At 57.3% G+C, this 17,599-nt stretch carries 18 protein-coding genes and 1 pseudogene; 6 read left to right on the forward strand and 13 right to left on the reverse strand.

Annotated elements, in window-relative coordinates:
• Window positions 1–90 precede the first annotated feature (90 nt).
• Window positions 91–192 (forward strand): annotated as a pseudogene (locus tag ACI2KA_RS18935) (transposase); the annotation flags it as partial.
• A gap of 606 nt (window positions 193–798) precedes the next feature.
• Here ACI2KA_RS18935 and ACI2KA_RS18940 read toward each other — a convergent pair.
• The 9 genes from ACI2KA_RS18940 to msuE form a co-directional block, all read right to left on the reverse strand.
• Window positions 799–1,002 carry a transposase gene (locus ACI2KA_RS18940; RefSeq protein WP_404504003.1) on the reverse strand — a complete coding sequence of 68 codons (204 nt, stop codon included), beginning with the start codon at window positions 1,000–1,002 and terminating at the stop codon, window positions 799–801.
• Window positions 1,003–1,341: 339 nt separating this feature from the next.
• Complete coding sequence (locus ACI2KA_RS18945) at window positions 1,342–2,589, reverse strand: SfnB family sulfur acquisition oxidoreductase (protein WP_404504004.1); 1,248 nt, start codon at window positions 2,587–2,589, stop codon at window positions 1,342–1,344.
• A 32-nt stretch (window positions 2,590–2,621) separates the two neighbouring features.
• Window positions 2,622–3,410, reverse strand: coding sequence for an ABC transporter ATP-binding protein (locus ACI2KA_RS18950; protein WP_404504005.1), 789 nt, complete (start codon window positions 3,408–3,410; stop codon window positions 2,622–2,624).
• Window positions 3,411–3,490: 80 nt separating this feature from the next.
• Complete coding sequence (locus tag ACI2KA_RS18955) at window positions 3,491–4,825, reverse strand: ABC transporter substrate-binding protein (RefSeq protein ID WP_404504006.1); 1,335 nt, start codon at window positions 4,823–4,825, stop codon at window positions 3,491–3,493.
• Between the two features lie 94 nt (window positions 4,826–4,919).
• Entirely contained in the window at window positions 4,920–5,963 is a 1,044-nt protein-coding gene (locus tag ACI2KA_RS18960) for a branched-chain amino acid ABC transporter permease (protein WP_404504007.1), read from the reverse strand.
• Between the two features lies 1 nt (window position 5,964).
• The gene (locus ACI2KA_RS18965; protein WP_404504008.1) at window positions 5,965–6,861 is read right to left on the reverse strand and encodes a branched-chain amino acid ABC transporter permease; all 897 of its coding nucleotides are present in this window, start codon (window positions 6,859–6,861) and stop codon (window positions 5,965–5,967) included.
• Window positions 6,861–7,772 (reverse strand): ABC transporter ATP-binding protein, encoded by a 912-nt coding sequence (locus tag ACI2KA_RS18970; protein WP_404504009.1) that lies wholly within the window; start codon window positions 7,770–7,772, stop codon window positions 6,861–6,863. The genes ACI2KA_RS18965 and ACI2KA_RS18970 overlap by 1 nt, the downstream gene beginning before the upstream one ends.
• A 121-nt stretch (window positions 7,773–7,893) precedes the next feature.
• Window positions 7,894–9,003, reverse strand: coding sequence for a dimethylsulfone monooxygenase SfnG (gene sfnG, locus ACI2KA_RS18975; RefSeq protein ID WP_404504010.1), 1,110 nt, complete (start codon window positions 9,001–9,003; stop codon window positions 7,894–7,896).
• Window positions 9,004–9,034: 31 nt separating this feature from the next.
• Entirely contained in the window at window positions 9,035–9,607 is a 573-nt protein-coding gene (gene msuE, locus ACI2KA_RS18980) for an FMN reductase (RefSeq protein WP_404504011.1), read from the reverse strand.
• 382 nt (window positions 9,608–9,989) lie between these two features.
• Between msuE and ACI2KA_RS18985 the strand changes: the two genes are divergently transcribed.
• A protein-coding gene (locus ACI2KA_RS18985; RefSeq protein ID WP_404504012.1) for an IS5 family transposase occupies window positions 9,990–10,744 on the forward strand; the annotation gives its coding sequence in 2 pieces (ribosomal slippage) (window positions 9,990–10,323 and window positions 10,323–10,744; 756 coding nt in all).
• 42 nt (window positions 10,745–10,786) lie between these two features.
• Complete coding sequence (locus ACI2KA_RS18990) at window positions 10,787–10,999, forward strand: hypothetical protein (protein WP_404504013.1); 213 nt, start codon at window positions 10,787–10,789, stop codon at window positions 10,997–10,999.
• A gap of 67 nt (window positions 11,000–11,066) precedes the next feature.
• On the opposite strand, the gene ACI2KA_RS18995 is transcribed toward ACI2KA_RS18990, so the two are convergent.
• The gene (locus tag ACI2KA_RS18995) at window positions 11,067–11,552 is read right to left on the reverse strand and encodes a hypothetical protein (RefSeq protein ID WP_404504014.1); all 486 of its coding nucleotides are present in this window, start codon (window positions 11,550–11,552) and stop codon (window positions 11,067–11,069) included.
• Window positions 11,553–12,200: 648 nt separating this feature from the next.
• Here ACI2KA_RS18995 and ACI2KA_RS19000 point away from each other — a divergent pair.
• On the forward strand, window positions 12,201–12,494 hold the full coding sequence (locus tag ACI2KA_RS19000; RefSeq protein ID WP_404504015.1) for a Rap1a/Tai family immunity protein: 294 nt from the start codon (window positions 12,201–12,203) through the stop codon (window positions 12,492–12,494).
• A 36-nt stretch (window positions 12,495–12,530) separates the two neighbouring features.
• On the opposite strand, the gene ACI2KA_RS19005 is transcribed toward ACI2KA_RS19000, so the two are convergent.
• Entirely contained in the window at window positions 12,531–12,821 is a 291-nt protein-coding gene (locus tag ACI2KA_RS19005) for a hypothetical protein (RefSeq protein WP_404504016.1), read from the reverse strand.
• A gap of 545 nt (window positions 12,822–13,366) precedes the next feature.
• Between ACI2KA_RS19005 and ACI2KA_RS19010 the strand changes: the two genes are divergently transcribed.
• Window positions 13,367–13,780: a hypothetical protein gene (locus tag ACI2KA_RS19010; RefSeq protein ID WP_404504017.1), complete on the forward strand. Its 414-nt coding sequence runs from the start codon at window positions 13,367–13,369 to the stop codon at window positions 13,778–13,780.
• A 38-nt stretch (window positions 13,781–13,818) separates the two neighbouring features.
• Window positions 13,819–14,085 carry a hypothetical protein gene (locus ACI2KA_RS19015; protein ID WP_404504018.1) on the forward strand — a complete coding sequence of 89 codons (267 nt, stop codon included), beginning with the start codon at window positions 13,819–13,821 and terminating at the stop codon, window positions 14,083–14,085.
• Between the two features lie 134 nt (window positions 14,086–14,219).
• On the opposite strand, the gene ACI2KA_RS19020 is transcribed toward ACI2KA_RS19015, so the two are convergent.
• Both ACI2KA_RS19020 and deoC read right to left on the reverse strand, forming a co-directional pair.
• Window positions 14,220–16,616: an aldehyde dehydrogenase family protein gene (locus ACI2KA_RS19020; RefSeq protein ID WP_404504019.1), complete on the reverse strand. Its 2,397-nt coding sequence runs from the start codon at window positions 16,614–16,616 to the stop codon at window positions 14,220–14,222.
• An 11-nt stretch (window positions 16,617–16,627) separates the two neighbouring features.
• Window positions 16,628–17,587 (reverse strand): deoxyribose-phosphate aldolase, encoded by a 960-nt coding sequence (gene deoC / locus ACI2KA_RS19025; protein WP_404504020.1) that lies wholly within the window; start codon window positions 17,585–17,587, stop codon window positions 16,628–16,630.
• Window positions 17,588–17,599: the final 12 nt, after the last annotated feature.

The raw sequence follows: 17,599 nt of genomic DNA on the forward strand, positions 1-17,599 counted from the left end.
TCGGCAAGCGGATAGTGAAGTGGTAATCCCCCGGCAATTAACGGCTTCAAAAGTAGAATTTTCTCGGATTTAATGATCGAGGAGATTTTGATGAAGACGAGCAGATTTAGCGAACCACAAATCCTTGCCATCCTTCGCCAAGCGGAAGGCGGTGTTCCGGTGCCCAAGCTTTGCCGGGAACATGGAATAAGCATCGAATTTCGACTTCAGCAATCTCCCGGTGACCATTGTCATCTCGAACCTCGATCTCGTGGATGCCCTCGACCGGCACATCCTTCATTTCAGCAGCAATCGTATGATTACCATCGCTCGCCAGCAGATCGACGCATGTACGGACCAGAAAATGGGCCACACAGAAGAGTTCATAGATATCGCTCTCACGGGTCGCCGATATCCACACATCGGCCCGGATCGCCGCGCAGGGAGACAGATTGTCGGATGTTTTCCAACCAGCGGAAACTCTCCTTCTGCTCGATGGGAACCCGCGTCGGGTTGACCTTCTTTTTCAATGCAGCCGTGCCCTTAAACTTCAACCGTGTCCAGAACTTGATGGCTGAAAGCTCCAACGGCAGCTCGTCGAGTGTGACCGCCAGGCTGGAGTGCATCAGAATACCGCAGACCGTATGCATCCTGAAACGCCCGGCTTTGTCCTTGCCGCTGTTGATGCGATACGTCATGCCGATCGTATCGGCGCTTTCACGTTGATAGGTAAATTCCGTCGTGTCCTGCAAAACCAGGATCAGGCCGGTCGCCGCGACAAAGCGGCCGCGGGTCGACTGGAAATGGCCGGTGAGAATATCAGCCTCCCCGACGCGGTCGTTCGAGAAGAACCGGATAGGCCGCCTTCGTGTTGGCCCAGTCCTGACATGCCAAAGGAATGCTTGCTCCGATAGAACCGCCCATTCTCCCCACCAATTGCCGCAGTCGTCGGTCAAGGCGCTTGTCGGCAAGGCTGCAACTGGCAAGTTCCTCATCAAACCATAGTGTCGCTGTTCCGTCCATGCAACAGCACTCCTCGATTCGGTGCCAGACAAGGAATCACACGAGATTCAACCAAGGCAAGAGTTGTGGGTAATTGAAAGCTTCACCGTGAGCTTACGATTTTATAGAGGTTGCGCACGACGTATTATTGTGAGACTTCAGTCGATCAAGTTAACCCACTCAAGATGAATAGGTCTTCGACATCAACAGGGTGGCTCACGCCACCTTGAAGAGGTTGGAACCTCTGTTCCGTTTGATCTTCGGATTATGGCTTCAGGTGCGGTTGCTAGGGTTTAAACTGTCTAGCCATGTCTTTCATAAGGTCTCCCACGCGCAAACGTGGGAGACCTCTTCGGCCCGTCAACTCCAGGCATGAAGCGGAGGCTTTTCTCCGTTTAGAAAGTACTTTCCGAGAATGGCATATTTCCAGCGGACAGGATCGTGCAGCGTATGCGTGCGCGCATTGCGCCAATGGCGATCAAGATTATGTTCGACAAGCGTTGAGCGAGTGCCTGCGAGTTCGAACAACTTGTTGGTCGCCGCAATCGCGATCTCGGTCGACAAAATCTTGGCCTCGGCGGTGACGATCTGTGCCTCAGCCACGGTGTCGGCGTTCGGATTGGCTATCGCACGATCGATTGCATAACCAGCCTTCTCCAGAAGCGCTTGCGCGGCATGCAGACGCAGTGTCAGGTCCCCCACAGCCTGGATCGTATAGGGATCTTCCCAGGCGTGATCCTGGCCGCTATCCACCCACGCGCGGCTCTTGGTGCGCACGAAGGCGACGGCCTCGTCAATGGCAGCCTGCGCGATACCGGTGTCCACGGCGACCTGGATGATCTGGAAGATCGCGCCATCGGCGGTCGGCACCTCATAGCCCTTGTAGCCTGGCACAAGATGCGTCTTCGGCACCTTGACATCGTCAAGCAGCACGGTTCCCGAGAGTGTAGTGCGCTGCCCGAACGAGGACCAGTCGTCGATGACGGTGAGGCCCTGCGCATCGCGCTCGGCAATCGCATACCAGGCCCGGCCTTCATCATCGAGTGCGACGATGGGCACCAGATGCGCGAGCAATGCGCCGGAAGAATAGAATTTGCGCCCGTTAACGACGACATGATCACCCGCATCGGTGAAGCGCGTTTCGAAATCGACTGCGCGTTTGGAGCCGAATTCCGAAAACGCGTTACCGAAGCGGGTACCCTTCAGCACTTCACCAAAAAGAAGCTTCTGTTGGGCAGCATCAGATACGGTTCGGATCGCAGCAACGACGCCCAGATGATTCTGAGCAATCTGGCCAATCGAGGAGTCCGCCGCTGATATGATCTCGATGACCTTTGCGAGCGTGGCGTAAGAAACCTCCGGCCCGCCGAAGGCTTTTGGCACGTTGATGGACCACAAGCCGCTTTGAGAAAATGCATCGAGTTCGGCAACGGGCCAAATGCGCTCACGGTCGCGCTTGGCCGAGTCCTTGACAAATTCGGCGGCAAGCCGGCGGGCGACGGTGATTGCCTCGGCATCGTCCTTGATAACATGGGCGGGCTCGGCCGGGCGAGGAACCGCCGGCACAGCCTTGACGGCGTTTTCGGTATTGACCTGTGAAAGCGTCATGATGGTTTCTCCTGGTTGATGATGGCGGCCGATCAGGCCGGGGGAAGGCTGTTTGCGGCGGGTGTGGGTGCCGATTTCTGGCCGAGATAAAAGGCCTTGACGTCGTCGCGCCTGCGCAACTCGGCTGCATCTCCCGAAAGCACGGCAGCGCCGTTTTCGAGGACCGTTGCACGGTCGGCATAACGCAGGGCAATCGCTGAATTCTGTTCGGCAACGAGAATGGAAAGACCGCTTTCGACATTCAGCCGTCGCAGCGTCCGGAAAATATCCTGCACGACGATCGGCGCCAGCCCCATGGACGGCTCGTCGAGCACCAAAAGCTTCGGTCGTGACATCAGCGCACGGCCGATCGCCGTCATTTGTTGTTCGCCGCCCGAGGTAAGACCGGCCAATGCGCGGCGCTTCTCCTTCAGCCGGGGAAAAATCGTGTAGACTTTCTCCAGATCGGCGGCGATCTCAGCGCGCGAGCCGCTCCGTCCGAGACCGCCGGAAACGAGATTTTCCTCAATGGTCAGATTTTGGAAGCAATGCCGGCCCTCAAGAACCTGCACAAGGCCGGTGCGCACCAGCTCAGCCGGCGATGCCGTGGTGACGTCACGACCTTCGTACAGGATGGTGCCGTCTGTGATCTCGCCGCGCTCGGCTGGCAGCAGGTTCGAGATTGCCTTGAGCGTCGTCGTCTTGCCGGCGCCATTGGCGCCCAGCAGTGCGAGAATCTCACCGCGGCGCAATGTGAAGCTGACACCGTGAAGCGCCGTGATCGCAGCATTATAGGACGCTTTGATACCGTCCACTTTCAGGAGAACGTCTTTTTCAGCCATGGTCCACCGATCTCGGTCTGGTTTCGTGGTCGAGCCGGACATCGGCAGGATGTTGATCCCGCCAATGCCCGGGCATTGACTCAATTCGTCACTGTCTGCGCATCTTCGGCGGTGCGCAGCTTGATGCCCTTTTCCTTCGCATAGGCTTCCGAGGACTTTTCGATAATCGGCCTCAGCAGCGCCCAGTCCGGCGCGATCCAATCGGAGACGACATTCCATTTCTTGCCGTCCCACTGCTGGAAGGTCACGTAGCCATTGCCCTCATGGTTGTCCCAGGCGACGTTGATGGAATGGAACAGGCCCTTGGCGCCCAAGGCTTCGACGCGCGCCGGGTCAAGCTGCAGGTGCTCGAAACCCCAGCGAACCTCGTCACCCGTCAAGGTGCGGTGTCCGAACTTTTCCTGCGCGATGCGGATGGCTTCAACATTCAGGATGCCATTGACGATGCCGAGATTGTGGTAGACCGAGCCGATGCGCTTCTTGTCTTCGAGGTTGCCCTTGCCGTTATCGTAAAGCGTCTTCACGATCTCCTGGACGACTGGATATTCCGCGCCCGAGGCTTGCGTGGTAATCGCGGTATAGCCCTTGGCTGCATCGCCCGCAGGGATGGCATCCTCCTCGGAGTTCGACCAGACATTGCCGATGATGTGGTCAACCGGGAAGCCGGTCTTGGCCGCCGTCTTCAGTGCGACCGGGTTCATCACGCCCCAGCCGCGCAGCACGACATAATCCGGCTTGGCGCGGCGGATCGTCAGCCATTGCGCCTGTTGCTCGTTGCCGGGATGCGGCACTTCGATCTGCTGCAGTTCGAAGCCGTATTGCTTCGACAGCAGCTCATAGATCGGGATGGTCTCCTTGCCGTAGGGCGAGCCGTGATAGAGCACGACGATCTTCTTGCCCTTCAGCTTGTCGGATCCGCCCAGCTTGGAGGCGATGTAGTTCACGATGCCCGAAGTCTCGCTGTAGGGATTGAGCAACAGCGGAAAGACATAGGGGAAGACGCGGCCGTCGGTGGAGTCGGTGCGGCCGTGGTTGATGGTGATCAGCGGCACCTTATCCTGGGTGATGCGGTCGATCATGGCATAGGCGATACCGACGGAAAGCGGGTTCCAGGCGGCAATATTTGGATTGCTCTTGAGACGCTCATAGGCTTCGACGCCGCGCTCCACCTCGTACTGCGTTTCCGCTTCCGACCAAGTGAGCTTGACGCCGTTCACGCCGCCGTCGCGCGTATTGATGAGATTGAGATAGTCGATGAAGCCGCCGAAGAACCCCGTGCCGCCGGCCGCATAAGGCCCAACACGGTAGCTCTGCAGCGGGAAATATTGTTCGTCCGCATGGGCAGCCGGTATGGCGGCCGAGACGGCGAGGCCCGCCGCGAAGACAGCGGATTTCAGTTTCGCAAACATGGTCATGTCTGGATACACTCCGGGTATTGTTCGGTGCTGAGACCGAACAGGGTTGAAGAAGCGATGCGTGTGATGCTTGCGGAGCTTGCGCCCCGGTCGGTCAGGCTCGTCTGCCGACAGCAGAGCCGAGCCGCCTTCGGATCTTGTCCCAGAGCGAGGAGAGCCCGTCCGGTTCGAGGATCAGAAACAGAATGATCAGGGCGCCGAGCACGATGCGCTGGCTCATCTCGAGCACGCCGGAATCGAAGATATCGCCGAGCAGGAACGAACCCAGCCGCGACAGCAGTAGCGGGAAGACGACGATCAGCGCCGCGCCGAAAAAGGCGCCTCGCATCGAGGCAAGCCCGCCGATGATGATGATGAAAAGGATCTGGAAAGAGCGATCGAGGTTAAAGCCGGCCGGCTCGACGGTTCTGAGATAGGCGAAAGCCCACAGAACCCCCGCCACTGCGATGATGAAGGAGGAAATCGCAAAAGCGAGCAGCTTTGTTCTCAGCACGGGCACCCCAATGATGCGCGCGGCTGTTTCGTTGTCCCGTACGGCGACGAAGTTGCGACCGGTCTGCGAAGTCGTGAGACGGTGGGCAAGGAAGGTCAGGACAACGACGACCGTCAACGCAAAGAGGTAGCGGCCGATCGGGCCGGTAAACTCAACGCCGGCAAGCGTCAAAGGCGGTGCATCGATGACCCCGGAGGCGGAATCGTTCGAAAACCAGCTGAATTTGGTAAGCGTCCACTGCACGAAAAACTGCGCGGCAAGCGTCGATACCGCGAGATAGAAGCCTTTCAATCTAAGGCTCGGCAGACCAAAGACGATACCGATGAGGGCCGCAGAAAGACCAGCCAGCAGAATGCTGACGATGAGCGGCAGACCATCGACACGCAGATTGAAATTGTAAGCGGCGAAGGCCCCGACCGCCATGAAGGCGGCACTTCCAAGCGAAACCTGACCGGCATAGCCGGTGAGCAGGTTGAGGCCGACGCCGGCAAGGCTGAGCGCCAGAAACGGCAGGAGGATCGCTTCGAACAAATAGGTTGAACCGACAAAGGGAACAGCAAGGTAGGCGCCCGTTACGATGGCAATCGGCATCAGCCGGCGATTGGAGAACCATACGGAATGAATGTCGGCGGTAACGGCAGCCATGTCAGACCCTTTCCACGAGCTTCTGCCCAAACAGGCCGGACGGGCGAATAAGCAGGAAGGCAAGTGCCACGACATAAGCGATCCAGCTCTCGATGCCGCCGCCGAAATATTCGCCGATATAGATTTCCGCGAGTTTCTCTGTCGCACCGATCAAAAGACCGCCGACGATCGCTCCCAGAATGGAATCGAACCCACCGAGGACGAGGACGGGAAGCGCTTTGAGCACGACCAGCGATAGTGAGAACTGCACGCCCAGCCGCGCGCCCCAAAGCAGACCGGCAACCAGCGCCACGACACCGGCGGCGGCCCAGACGGTTGCCCAGATCCAGGGCAGTTTTAGCCCGACCGCAAGTGCGGCGAACTGATCATCCGCTACGGCGCGAAATGCCAGCCCAATCCGGGTGTAGCGGAAAAACGCTGACAGCGCCGCCACCATCAGACCGGCAACGGCGGCCGCAAACAGATCGAACTGGCTGATGAACACACCGCCGACATCGAAGGGAACGTCCTCGATCCCCAACTCCAGACCGTGGACCTGCGTGCCCCAGAGGAGCTGTGCCACTCCTTCTATGATATAGGAGAGTCCAAGCGTCGCCATGAAAAGAGTGATCGGCGGCTTGTTCGTCAATGGCCGCAACACCGTGCGCTCGATGGCGAGACCGATCAGCACCATGGCGGCTAAGGTAAGGACGAGCGCAAACGCGAAGGGAACATTACGCTCAAGCAGGCTGACGAAGGTCAGTGCGGCAAACAGCAACATCGCCCCTTGGGCGAAGTTGAGAACGCCAGAGGTCTTGTAGATCAGCACGAAACCGATAGCGACGAGCGAATACATGACGCCTGAAAGCAAGCCGCCAACCAGCACCTCGATCAGAAACAGCCAGTCGAAATCTCCCATCAGATGCCCTCCCCGTCCTCGTTTTCCTCAATGACGCCGAGATAGGCGTCGATGACGCGCTTGTCGGCACGAATTTCGTCCGGGCTGCCGTCGGCGATCTTGCGGCCGTAATCGAGGACTGCGATCCGGTCGGAAAGCTGCATGACCACGCCGATATCGTGCTCGATCAGGACGACCGTCGTCTCATACTGATCGCGGGCAGACCGGATGAAGTCCGCCATGTCGTTCTTTTCACTCGCCGTCATCCCCGCCATGGGCTCGTCCAGAAGCAGGATCTTCGGCTCGGCCACCAGGGCCCGGGCGAGTTCGACACGTTTTTGCAACCCATAGGGAAGCGTGCCCACGAGGCGGTCGCTCACCTGATCCAGATGCAGGAACTCGAGAATACGGGCCGCCCGCTCGCGCGCATCCGCTTCCTCGCGGCGTGCGCGGCCAAGGCCAAGTATCTGCCCGACGAAGCTCGAGCGCACCGTGTACGCACGGCCGGCAACGACATTATCGATGACACTCAAGCCTTTGAACAAAGCGAGGTTCTGAAACGTGCGCGCAACGCCAAGCGATGCCAGCCGTTCCGTCGGCACATGCCGAAAAGAGCTGGAACCGATATGAACATGACCATGGTTCGAGCGATAAACACCGCTGATAACGTTGATCAGCGAACTCTTGCCGGCGCCGTTTGGTCCGATAATCGCCCTGATCTCCCCCGGCTCCACGGAAAGATCCACATCGATCAAGGCAGAAACTCCGCCGAATGACAGGCTGACGCCATGCAAAGCGAGAGCAAGGGCTTCTTCGCCATGCCGCCGCGTGCCGCCGGTCTTGCCCGATGGCAACGCGCGGACGAGCTGGTCGCCGTTGTCACGCAACGTGCCGGGGACCAGCAGGTCAAGAGCATAGGTCGCGGCGGGCATTCGGTGTCCTCCATTCGGCTCGGGCAGGGCTTGAACATGTCATGCCAATCCCGTTGGCGCGGACCATCGGCCCACGCACCCATCCCGTTTCAGTGCAAGATATTCTGCTGTTGCAGTGAGCCTATTCGGCTGCCACGGACTGCGTGCTTGCGGCCTCCTCGAGCTCGCGAACCAGCGGGATCACATGCTTGCCAAAATACTCGACCTCCTCCTGGAAATGCAGGAAGCCAAGCAGGATCAAATCCGCACCCGCCTGCTTCAGCGCGACAACCCGCTCGGCAACCTGTCGTGGCGTGCCGATAAGGTTCGAGCGGAAGCCATCATTATATTGAACAAGATCTTCGAAAGACGATTTCGCCCAGTTTCCTTCGCCTTCCGGTGAGGATTTCCCGGCGTTTTTCACTTCATGCCCGAACGCATTGACCGCCTCAGGGTTGGCCTTTTCGATGATCTCTGCAAGCACCGCCCTGGCCTCTTCCTCGGTCTCACGCACGATTGCGAAGGCGTTTACGCCGACCCGCACGGAATGGCCGTTCTCCCCAGCCTTCGATCGGATATCGTCAACCTGCTTGCGGATTTCGGCCGGCGTATTGCCATTGGTGAAGTACCAGTCGGAGACACGTGCTGCCATGTCGCGAGCCGCGCGCGAGGAGCCGCCCTGGAAGATTTCCGGCTGCGGATCGATGGGCTTCGGTTTCAGCGAATAATTGTTGAAGCGATAGAAATCACCGCGGAAGGTGAAATTGTCCTCAGTCCAGATACCGCGAAGTGCACGGATGAACTCCTCCGAGCGACGATAGCGCTCGTCATGATCAAGCCAATGCTCGCCAATCGCGGAAAATTCGCCGCGGAACCAGCCACTGACGATATTGACCGCGACGCGACCGTTGGTCAGGTGATTGATGGTCGCAATCTGCTTGGCGGCAAGTGCCGGGTTCCACGGGCCGGGCAGGATCGCGGCTATCACCTTCAACGTCGTCGTCGATTCGAGAAGAGCATGGCTGAACGAGACGGACTCGTGCTGAAATTCCGCCCCGTAACCTGCCGTGAAGCGGATCTGGCTCAGGGCATAGTCGAAACCACTGGCTTCGGCGATCTGGGCAAGCTTTCTGTTGTATTCGATCGTCCAGCTTGTGCGCTGTTCGATGTTCGAAATCACGAGGCCGCCCGAAACATTCGGCACCCAATAGGCAAATTTGACTGGATCTTTCGAAGCATCGGAAAAAGTCATGTAAGGCTCCCTTTGAATTTCGCTCTATAAGCTAAGCCGCCAAGCCACCGTGCGTCCCCGCAGGGGTCACCGTCGAATTGGCTACTGGTGTGATGACCGCGAGCTCCTCGATGGCTCGATCGAGACGTTCGAGGACCTCAGGATTTTTGAGTTCGTAATCGGTAAAGTCGGCCTCAAGCGCGTAGATTGCGGTCGGGACGGTCAGCGCATTGAAGAAACCAAAGAGCGGGCGCAATTGGTGCTCGAGCATAAGGCCATGCAGCTGCGTGCCGCCCGTTGCGGTCAGGACGACGCGCTTGCCAGCAAGCGCTCGATAGTCAACGAGATCAAAAAGGTGTTTTAGCGCGCCGCTATAGGATGCGCGATAGACCGGCGACCCGACGATGATGACATCTGCCTCTTCCACTGCGGCAATGATTGCCTTGCCTTCGGTATCGAGCTGATCGGCGCGAAGCGCGCGAAAGAGCACGGGCGCCGCGTCGACTAGCTCGATGGACTGCACATGGCCGCCAATGCGTTGCCGCAGGCGATCGGCAGCGATACTCACCAGGGACGCCGTCCTGGACGGTTTTTTGACATTGCCACTCAGCGCTATGATGTTCATGAAAACGACCGCCCAATTAATTACTTTTACTCTATAAATTTAGTAGATTTTTGACAGGCGAAATTGTTCCAATCTTGGGAGAAAAATGGATAGAATTACCGCCAATAACGGCAATATTCCGGACGAAATTTCTCAAACGTAATACGTCGAGCATAACAGAAGGGCGACTGAAAAAAATGATCCCCGAGCGCGAGGGGGCTATCGATTACGAGCCAGAAGAGTCGTCATTTTATTAAAAGCCCTTGCAGATTTTATAGAGGCTGCGCGCGACGTATTATTGTGAGACTTCAGTCGATCAAGTTAACCCGCTCAAGATGACTAGGCTCAGGACCTATTAATTTGACTTGAGATGTGATTCACGGCTTCCGAGAAGGAGGCCGTGATGGATGATTTGTTTTTGCTGAGCGAGCGCCAGATGACGCGGATATCGCCGCATTTCCCGCTTTCACATGGTGTTGCGCGGGTCGACGACCGGCGGGTGGTGAGCGGGATCGTTTACGTGATCCGCAACGGTCTCCAGTGGAAGGACGCGCCGACTGGCTACGGTCCGCACAAGACACTCTACAACCGCTTCGTACACTGGAGCCGGCTGGGTGTGTTCGACCGCATCTTCGCCGGGCTCGCCGGCGAGGGGCCGAAGCCGGAGCGCATCATGATCGACGCGACGCATCTGAAAGCCCACCGCACTGCGGCGAGCCTGCTTAAAAAAGGGATGTTCCCCGTCGTATCGGGCGAACCAATGGCGGGCTGAACTCAAAGCTCCACACCGTATGCGACGGAGACGGACGGCCGATCATCCTGCTTCTGTCAGAAGGTCAGATGAGCGACCATAAGGGCGCACGTCTCGTGCTCGACGCCTTGCCTCCCGCCGATCACCTGATTGCCGATCGCGGATATGACAGCACCTGGTTCCGCGAGGAACTTGAGGCCAGAGGCATCGAGCCGTGCATCCCGTCATCGAAGAGCCGCAAGATACCCTTCGTCTACGACAAGGTCCTCTACCGTCAGCGCCACAAGGTCGAAAACCTGTTCGCCAAGCTCAAGGACTGGCGGCGCATAGCGACGCGCTACGACCGATGTGCTCACACCTTCTTCTCGGCAATCTGTATCGCAGCCGCAGTTATCTTCTGGCTCTGATCAATGAGTCCTGAGCCTAGCCGAACACTGCAGCGAGCTATTATGCCACCTGAACAAGCCACAGCTAGAAAACGCATTTGGTCCATCATCAAGGTGATCTGGACAGTGTCGATTATCATTGTGGCCACCGGACTAGGCGCGGTGATCGACTGGGAAACCCACGGAATTGTCGGTGCGATTGCCTTGGGTTTCGTCGGCCTCGTCGTTGGCATTTTCCTCAGCTCACCTACTCTACTCCTGCAAGTAATCCCTTGAGCAAAGTGAGTTTTTCAACGGTATCGGTCAGAATCCGACAAACAATACCCAAGGTTCCAACGCTTATTCAGTCGGCGGGTTTAGGGAATTTTTTCGCCTCTACGCGACTGAGATAAACCGTCGAATCGGCTCCGGAAAGGAGCGGACTATCGACGATCCCGAGTACACGATAGCGAATAACGAGGGGGGTAGATCCCATAGGCGTGTTTTGACCGATCGGGTTGAGAAGCGTCACAAGGTCGCCCGGATTGATCGATAATTGTTTTGCCAGTCTTGAACTTGCAAACAAGCCTTCGCCGAGCCTAAACTCCTCCAGTACAGCAACGCTAGAAGAACTTGAAAGGACCTTGAGGGCGGAGACGTCAACGGTGTCGAAACCAATGACCAAAACGCCGCTGCTGCCCTTCGCCGTTGTGGCGAGAGCCTGTCCTTCAACGATCGAACCAGGACCTTGTCTGCCATATGCTCGATCCCCACCGACCGACAGTTGTGGCGAACAAAGCGTAAAGAATAGAGCTGCCCATTGAGCGTAGCGAAGTCTGTAGAGTTTCATCGGTTTTCGCTCCGCTTAATGGATCATAACTATGAAACAATCAATCTCGAACCCGTTAAAGGTGAGTGCAATGACTGAAATTTGAACTTCAGAGACACGAACAAGGTGGTACGCGGCCGTACGGGTGTCGCGGAAATACTGACATTTTAGCATCGCAGAAAACCAAAGGGCATCGCAATTAATGATCGATCGAAGGGCTCGGGATATTGCTGCCGATCTCATCTTGAGGTTTCGCGTGGGCGAGCCGACAAAAGACCAGTTTAAAGATGCTTGCCCGACCAGTTCCGACCGCGCGTTGCGCGCCATCTCGACAATGATCTGGGCCTTTATGACGATCAACATTAACACACACTCGCGGGCCGCTATACTCTGCCGGAAGAGACCAACGCCATAATGACGCGCTGCATGCTCTTCGCAAAAAGCCGATCTAACCTATGAATGGCCAGAAGAAGACCTATCATACTCGTTTTCGTTAAACTGCGCCCCGAAGGCTTTGGGTAAGGCAGAAACAAATAAGGAATGGTTTTTTTCGTGAATTAAATTCAGCAATGCAAGCGGCTGTCGGCTTTTTCTATCTATTTAATATCGGGCATTAGCTTAACTATGAGTGTTGCGTGGGCGGCCGCTGACGATAAGCGGCGCGACTGGATGTTCAGCGGCAACGACCTCATCATCGCGTTGGAAGGTCGGCCAGCAGAGGGAACTGCCGACAACGAGCGTAATCGTGCTTTGTCCAGCGCCAGCGCCAGTGCCTACATCTCCGGGGTAGCAGACGTGACAAGCGGCGTGCGGTGGTGCGGCGCAGGAACGGTCATGCCTCACGAGCTTGTCGATCGCGCCTATACCTACTTGCACAGCCTTCGTTCAGAACGCCTTCAAGGAAACGCATCAGCGCTCGTGGCAGATGGATTAGCGGCGGCGTTTCCATGTCGCCCGAACTGACATTTGCGTAAATCGGTTATGAATGCGTCTACAAGTTTAAAGAGCAACGGCCATGGTTCGAAAAATAGTTTGGGGCATTCTCACTATCCTGTTTGTCGCTTTGTTGATTCCAGCCGCGATTGTCTTGTTGGCAATGTCAACCTGGAAGAATGAAACAGCGACGGCCTCGAAAGCGCCCGAATTGTCAACACGTCTCATCATATCGGTCGATCGGCCATTGGTCACAACAGGAGGAGCGATCATCGTTTCCGGATGACCGATCCCTGACGGTGAGTGGCGCGAGATTAAGGCAGACGGCGGCGATGGCAGCAGGAAGGAATTTGACATAAGCGTATCCTCTCTGGCTTCCATCGTGGATTTCGTCTATCCGCAAAGCGGCATCTATACTTTCAAAATTTAAACAGCGTCTTCGAACGATACGACGCCCCTCAGGACACGGCAGATTTTGATCGGCAGCGCCGAGGTCCACGATCCTGAAACCCAACAGCTGGTGAGTTGGCCATCGATGAGCGTCATTTACGTCGAAGGCGATCGTTATGACGCGGGATGGGCGCGGATATTTGCTTAGACATTTGATGGGTCTTTCAGGCAGGAAGATAAAGATGCTCTCTCAATTCAGCGCTTCGCTGCCGGGCGTGTTTTATCGTTATCCCGAAGGATGATCGACGCCGTCGTGCAAGACAGCAAATAGGATCACAGCGCGGGGTGCACGATGAGTGTGTTCGCTTTCCAGATAGCGCGGCACATGTGAGAGGTTGTCAATAACTTTCCCGCCAGGTTATACGATCAGCCAGGAACCCCAATCTCTTGTTGTTATTGCGAGATTAGTTACGATGCGTTTCTGTTGCTCAATTGCTTTTATTGCATCAGTCATGAGTGCAATGCCGGCCCAAGCCGTGACGTGCGTCGTCGAAGGCTCGAAATTTACCTTTCAGACGGAAGGGTACGGCCCGATTTTTGGCCATGGCACGCAGGCTGGCGCCGATAGAGCCTATGACCTTTTGCAAAAAGAGTTGGGCGATCTCGCCGGCTTTGCCAAACCAACGATCTTCTACGTCAAGGCCGGCCGTCAGATCGTCAGTGGCGAATGCGCCGGGGAAAAATGCGCGGCCGAGGAAATGCAGGCCGGCTGGAAGCGTTGCTCCGAAGGCGCGAAAACCACCGATGATATCTGCCTTCCGCTCGCCGTCGTCTACCAGAACAAGTTGTACTGCCTGCTCCAGCCGCCCCCACCCTTTGAAGAAGGGAAACCCTTCGTGCCGTATACGCCGCCCTTTAACCGATAGTTTCGATATCGAGGAGAGGATGCGAGAAAGGGGCCGATATGGGTCATTCGCCATCGACAGAATTTGCTTTTCAGGCATGGCCAACACCGTTTGAAAACACGGCAATTGAGCTGATGGGGGCGGAGTTTTCAGGAAACGGCGCGCTGTCCTTTCGTGTGTGCGCGCTTGAAAATGGCGCGATCTACCGCGTGGATTTCGAATATGTATCGGCTTTTCGAGTTCTTGACGAACTAAGCATTTCCGAACAGAATCGTGTGGAGAGTAACTCATCGTATCCATCGCTGTTGCTTGAGTTATCATCTTGATCATTCTCCCAGCACAACGAGTGACGGAAACAGCGCGCAGGTGAGGCTGCAGGGTTGATTTCACCGGAAAACCTTACGGGGGCCACTGGTCCCCGTCAGCAATCCTGTGTGTCGCAGACCTCGCATAATCCGGGTCAGGCTCCGTAGGGCACCCAGATGTTCTTCACTTGTATGGCCCTGCGCAAATAGTCACGGCCCTGCCCTTGTGTACGGTCAAGCCAATCGGGCTGACGCCCGTTATTGACCCAAGTGGCCTTCAGGTTGCCCGCAGACGCCCGCTCTACCATCGCGCTTCCATCAGCCGAACCGAAATACCAGATAGCTGCAACCTCATCATGCTCGGCCAGCGTCTTTGCAAGCAGATCGCGTTCGCCGGTCACGATGTTGATGACCCCGCCGGGCACGTCCGACGTGTCAAGCAACTGATAGAAATCACCGGCAATCAATGGATGGCGCGACGACGGGATGACCACGACGCGATTGCCCATGGCGATTGCCGGCAGCACCAGTGACACCAGCGAAAGAAGCGGCGCCTCATCTGGGGAAACGATACCGACGATGCCCCACGGTTCGTTCATGGCAAGCGTGATGTGACGCGACTTGGTGGAGTGTACCGCGCCATCGAACTTATCAGCCTGGGCGGCGTAATAGGAGATACGGCGGAGAGATGCGTCGAACTCGTCCTTTGCCTTCTTTTCGCTGACACCCGTGCTATCGATGATGCGGACGACAAATTCGTCGCGACGCGCATCGAGGTTCTCTGCCAGATAATAGAGCACCTGCGCGCGGTTATGGGCGGTTGCGGAACTCCAGCTGCCTGCCTTGGATGCCGCTTCCACAGCATTTCGGATGTCCTTGCGGTTGCCTATTCCGGCCATGCCGATCACGGCGTTGCCCTTGCCGGCCACCGAATAGCTGTAGCCACCGTCGGGGCGGGTTTGCTTGCCGCCGATATAGTTCTTCATGGTCCGATCAAGGCCGTCGATCGCCATCTTGCTGTCAGCATTCGGCAATGCAGACGGCGTAAAGGCTTCAGCGGGCTTGTTGACCGGCAGGCTCTTTTCCCAGTCTGCCGCCAGATATTCGTAAAGCCCTTCGCGTGCACCTTCACGGCCGAAACCGCTTTCGCGGTAGCCGCCAAAACCTGCACCGGCGTCCAGCATATTAGTGCAGTTGATCCAGACTACGCCTGCCTTGACGCGGGCTGCCAGATCAAGCGCGACATTGATGTTTTCCGACCAGATGGAGGCGGCTAGGCCGTAGCGGGTGTTGTTGGCCAGCGAAACGGCTTCATCCGGCGTGCGGAATGTGGTTGCCGCAGCGATCGGACCAAAAATCTCAACCTGGCAGACCGTCGACGCCTGATCGACATCGGTGAAGAAGCCGGGAGCGACGAAATTGCCGGTGGCCGGCAACGGGTTGGAACTCTGCCAGAGTTCACCGCCCTCCTCCACGCCCTTGCGGACCAGATCCGTGATGCGTTTCACCTGAGTAGCGGAAACAATCGCGCCAACATCGGTCGACTTGTCGAGCGGATCGCCGACCCGCAGGGTTTCCAGCCGCTTTTTCAGCCGTGCATAAAATTTCTCTGCAATGCCCTCCTGCACCAGCAGGCGGGAACCGGCGCAGCAGACTTCGCCCTGGTTGAACCAGATCGCGTCAACAACACCTTCAACCGCCGCATCAAGATCGGCGTCCTCAAAAACGATGAAGGGTGACTTGCCCCCCAATTCCAGCGACAGCTTTTTGCCCGAACCGGCGATCTGCTCGCGAATAACGCGGCCGACCTTGGTCGAGCCGGTGAAGGCGACCTTATCGACGCCATCATGGCCGCAGATTGCCGCGCCGGTCGAGCCATCGCCCTGGACGACATTGACGACACCGGCCGGAAGGCCGACCTCGTGGCAGATTTCCGCAAAGGCGACCGCCGTCAACGGTGTCAGATCGGCGGGCTTCAGCACTACGGTATTGCCGGCGGCAAGCGCAGGCGCGATCTTCCAGGCCAGCATCAGCAGCGGGAAGTTCCAAGGGATTACCTGACCGCAAACACCGACCGGTGAGAAACCACGGAACTCGTCTTCCACCATTTCGGCCCAACCGGCGTGATGGTAAAAGTGGCGGGCGACGAGTGGAATGTCGATATCACGGGTTTCGCGAACCGGCTTGCCGTTGTCCATCGTTTCCAGAACGGAAAGGAAGCGCTCGCGCTTTTGTATATGACGGGCGATGGCGTAGAGATAACGGGCGCGTTCGTGACCCGACAGCTTCGACCATTTTCCGAAGGCCGTGCGGGCGGCCTTGACCGCCTGATCCACGTCTTCCTCATTGCCGCAAATAATGTCCGCCAGCTTGTCCCCGTTTGCGGGGTTTGAAACGGCAATCGTCTTGCGGCCATCGGGAGAAACAAACCGGCCGTTGATATAATGACCGAACGAACGTCCGTGAGTGTCAAGCCACTGCTTCACATCACCATTGGCTTCGGGGGAAGGTCCATATTCCATGGTTTCCAAAATGTCCTTGATGGGTCGCATTTTTTCAGTCCTTATGCGGCAGCGTGATGATGAGCGCTGGAATAGCGGCCGGTTACGAAATGTTCGAGCTGCCGCTCGATGTCGCCGAGCATCGAACTGGCACCGATGCGGAACAGGTCCGGCTCCAGCCAGCGATTGCCCAGTTCCTCCTTCATCAGCGTCAGCCACGACAGCGCATCCTTAGCCGTCTTCAACCCGCCTGCAGGTTTGAAGCCGACCATCTGGCCGGTCAGTTCGCCGTAATCGCGCAGCGCCCGCACCATGGTCAGACTGACCGGCAGGGTGGCGTTGACCTCCTCTTTGCCGGTGGAAGTCTTGATGAAGTCCGAACCCGCCTGCATCGCCACCATTGAGGCTCGATAGACGTTGGTCAGCGTGTTGAGATCGCCCGTCGCGAGGATAGCCTTCATATGGGCTTCACCGCAGGCTTCACGCATCGCAGCGATCTCGTCATAAAGCCCTGCCCAGTTCTGCGTCAGAACAAACTCGCGGGTTATGACGATATCGATCTCCCTGGCGCCTTGCTCGACGGCATATCGGATTTCGGCCAGCCGCTGCGGCAGCGGTGTCAGGCCGGCAGGAAAGCCCGTGGCTACCGATGCGACCGGAATAGCCGTACCTTCCAGCGCCTTGACGGCGTGGGGCACCATGGTCGGATAAACGCAGACGGCGCCGGTGGTGATGCCGGCATCCGCAAGGCCGAGTGCCTCGAGAATGTCTTCCCGGACCGGACGGCGCGCTTTCGCGCACAGGCGGCGTACGCGACCGGGCGTGTCATCACCGGACAGCGTTGTCAGATCGATGCAGGTGATGGCCTTGATCTGCCAGGCGACCTGGTATTCCTTCTTAATCGAGCGTCGGGCCGTGATTGTCGCTGCACGCCGTTCGGAGGCACTGCGATTGACCGATACATCTTCAAACCATTCCGGTTTGAGAGCGGTGCCGTTATTTCTGGGAAATGCTTCGCTCATTTTCTGTCCATT

It is taken from the genome of Agrobacterium sp. NPDC089420 (assembly GCF_044900305.1).
Taxonomy (GTDB): Bacteria; Pseudomonadota; Alphaproteobacteria; order Rhizobiales; family Rhizobiaceae; genus Agrobacterium.